This is a genomic window from Arenimonas sp. (assembly GCF_019459675.1).
In the GTDB taxonomy this organism is placed as follows: Bacteria; Pseudomonadota; Gammaproteobacteria; order Xanthomonadales; family Xanthomonadaceae; genus Arenimonas.
On record NZ_JAIBFH010000057.1, the window covers coordinates 1 to 2,530 of the forward strand.

5 protein-coding genes are annotated in these 2,530 nt (G+C 69.2%); 1 reads left to right on the plus strand and 4 read right to left on the minus strand.

The genetic code is table 11. The annotated features are described in order from the left end of the window. The coding region (locus tag K0M70_RS02195; protein WP_290778693.1) for a pyridoxal-phosphate dependent enzyme at window positions 1–772 on the plus strand (772 nt) is incomplete at its 5' end. A 54-nt stretch (window positions 773–826) separates the two neighbouring features. Here the strand turns inward: K0M70_RS02195 and K0M70_RS02200 are convergent. The 4 genes from K0M70_RS02200 to K0M70_RS02215 form a co-directional block, all read right to left on the minus strand. After that, on the minus strand, window positions 827–1,030 hold the full coding sequence (locus K0M70_RS02200; RefSeq protein WP_290778694.1) for a hypothetical protein: 204 nt from the start codon (window positions 1,028–1,030) through the stop codon (window positions 827–829). A gap of 86 nt (window positions 1,031–1,116) precedes the next feature. After that, window positions 1,117–1,515, minus strand: a complete 399-nt coding sequence (locus tag K0M70_RS02205; protein WP_290778696.1) for a hypothetical protein — start codon at window positions 1,513–1,515, stop codon at window positions 1,117–1,119. 36 nt (window positions 1,516–1,551) lie between these two features. Then, a complete protein-coding gene (locus tag K0M70_RS02210; RefSeq protein ID WP_343211185.1) occupies window positions 1,552–1,833 on the minus strand; it encodes a DUF427 domain-containing protein in 282 nt (93 codons plus the stop codon). A gap of 160 nt (window positions 1,834–1,993) precedes the next feature. Next, window positions 1,994–2,413, minus strand: a complete 420-nt coding sequence (locus K0M70_RS02215) for a hypothetical protein (protein ID WP_290778700.1) — start codon at window positions 2,411–2,413, stop codon at window positions 1,994–1,996. Window positions 2,414–2,530 lie beyond the last annotated feature (117 nt).

Consider the following 2,530-nt stretch of genomic DNA (forward strand, 5'->3'; position numbering starts at 1 on the left):
GGGGGCGCGGGCCCGGGGGGGGGCGGGGGGGGGGGTGGCCACCAATTCCCCGCCCCCCCCCGGCCCCGGGCGGGGGGGGGGGGGGGGGGGCCGCGCAATCCCCGCGCCGGGGGGGGGGCCCGCGGGCGCCGTGGCCAGCAAGCTGGCCTCCATCGAAGCCTACGGTGCCGTGCTGCACCGCTGCGCGCCCACCATGGCCGCGCGCGAAGCCATGGCGGCGCAGGTGCAGCGGCAGACGGGCGCCAGCCTGGTGCACCCGTTCATCAACCCGCAGGTCATCGCCGGCCAGGGCACGGCGGCGCTGGAGCTGATGGCCGAGGCCGGCCGGCTGGACATCCTGATGACGCCCGTTGGCGGCGGCGGCCTGGTCTGCGGCACCGCGCTGGCGGCCAGCGGCTACGGCGGCGGCATCGCCGTGTTCGGCGCCGAACCCGAAGGCGCCGCCGATGCCTTCGAGTCGCTGCGCCAGCAGCGCCGGGTGACCGACCTCGTGCCCGACACGGTCTGCGATGGCCTGCGTGGCACCCTCGGCGCCATCAACCTGGCGCTGATGCAGGCCCATCGCGTGCAGGTGCTGCTGGTATCGGACGATCAGACCCTGGCGGCCATGCGGCTGGCCTGGGAGCGCCTGAAGGTCATCATCGAACCGTCCTGCGCCACCGTGCTGGCGGCGGTGCTGCGCTACCCCGGGCACTTCGCGGGAAAGCGCGTGGGGCTGATCCTTTCCGGTGGCAACGTGGACCTGGACGCCCTGCCCTGGCAGACCCGCTAGCGCCGGGAGCGATCGCGCCGTTGCATGTGATGCCTGGTCTTCCCGCGGCCGCGCTCAGGGCAGCGGGCCGATCCTGGAGATCCAGGGCCGCTTGCCGGTGAAGGCCCCCAGCACCGCATTGGCACCCAGTGCCACCAGCACCGCGCCGGCAAGGTATTTCCACAGGGCCGGCACAACCCCGAACAGCAGGGCGTAAACCCCAACCCCCAGCAGCAGCGCGCCAAACACACCCGAGAAGATCCGTTCACCCGAACCCATCGAACACCCCCGCTGCGTCGGCCACACCGTTGCCCTGTCCAAGCCCGGCCTCGGCCGGACTGCACCCGCACCGCACCCGCCCATGCTTACGTACGCGGCTGCCGCTGGAAAAACACCCAAACAAAGAACGCCATGAATACCAGGTCGTTCAAGCCATAGATGCTGTAGAAAATGCCGGCGAACAGGTCCTGCTCGTAAAGCCGGGCCAGGCTGTTTTCCGACAGCCACCACACCCAGGCCACGACATAAACCAGCTTTTCCAGCGCAAACGCAGCGGCCAGCCACTTGATGCCGGACGTGACGGTGGCGGCGCCCAGGTAGGCCAGCCCCCAAACCACGATCATCAGCAGCCCGAAGTTCGACATCACCACCGGGTCTGCGCTGTTGATGGCGGTATTGGTGAAGCCGCGCGAAAACACCAGCACGCCGCTGATGTTCATGATGCCTGCCGCGACAAGCCCGTTCCGGACCAGGGTCCCACTCATGCGCATCGCTCCGTGTTGGTTGGCCAGGTGGCGCGATCAGGCGACCACAACGCCCTTCCAGAACGCCACGCGCCCGCGTATCTGCTCGGCGGCCTGAAGCGGCTCGGGGTAAAACCAGGCGGCATTTTCGTTGCGCTTGCCGTCTACTTCTATCGAGTAATAGCTGGCCGTGCCCTTCCAGGCGCAGCGCGACGTGAGCGGGCTTGCCGCGAAGAACTCCCGGTTGATCGATTCGATCGGGAAGTAGTGATTGTTCTCGACCACCACCGTGTCGTCGGACTCAGCCAGCACGGCTCCATTCCAGCTTGCCTTCATCATTGTTCTCCCGATGCGTTGAAGCGCGGCGCCCTGCCCGCCGCTGGACTTCGATGCGGCTGGAACCGGCTTGCGATGCCGCCAATATCCCCCCAAGGCGCTTGGGGCGCAATTGGCCTCAGTCCGTCGGGGCCCGCTTGTAGCTGTCGCCCGCCGCTTCCGCCTAAGGTTCCGCTTGAACCACTGGCTTGGGCCCTTCGCGGCCGTGCCACAGCGCGGGTGCCATCGCGAACAACACCAGCGACGCCAGGTACACGCTGCCGGAAACAGGGTCGCGGGACGCGATGTAGTCGCCCGGCGAACGGGCGCCGAGGAAACAGGCGACTGCCAGCTCGGCAGTGACCAGGCATGCGAAAGCGAGAAGCCCCGCCCCCAGCCGGGCCCGGCGCGAAAGATCGGAATGCTGCAAGGCCAGTCGACGCGACGCCCAGATAATGACGGCGATCATGACGGGCAGTTCCATCAGCTCAGCGGTGCGCACGCCAAAGGCCGGCACCAGGAACGGGATTCGGACGAACGCCAATGCGAAGCCAGCGCCGAACACCAGCGCGAAATAGACAAGCCCGGCCTTCACGATGCGCATCGCTTCCCCTGCCAGGCTTCGCGCCTGGGCTGAGCCCCCGCCCCCAAGCGGCGGCGGGCCGGGCGCCCGGGGAGGTGGCCCGCGGGGGGTGCGGGGAATCGGCCCCGGGGGCCCCCC

Coding starts and splice junctions, on each gene's coding strand:
- K0M70_RS02200 (WP_290778694.1), bottom strand. CDS start 1,030: ATGGGTTCGGGTGAACGGATCTTCTCGGGTGTGTTTGGCGCGCTGCTG.
- K0M70_RS02205 (WP_290778696.1), bottom strand. CDS start 1,515: ATGAGTGGGACCCTGGTCCGGAACGGGCTTGTCGCGGCAGGCATCATG.
- K0M70_RS02210 (WP_343211185.1), bottom strand. CDS start 1,833: ATGATGAAGGCAAGCTGGAATGGAGCCGTGCTGGCTGAGTCCGACGAC.
- K0M70_RS02215 (WP_290778700.1), bottom strand. CDS start 2,413: ATGCGCATCGTGAAGGCCGGGCTTGTCTATTTCGCGCTGGTGTTCGGC.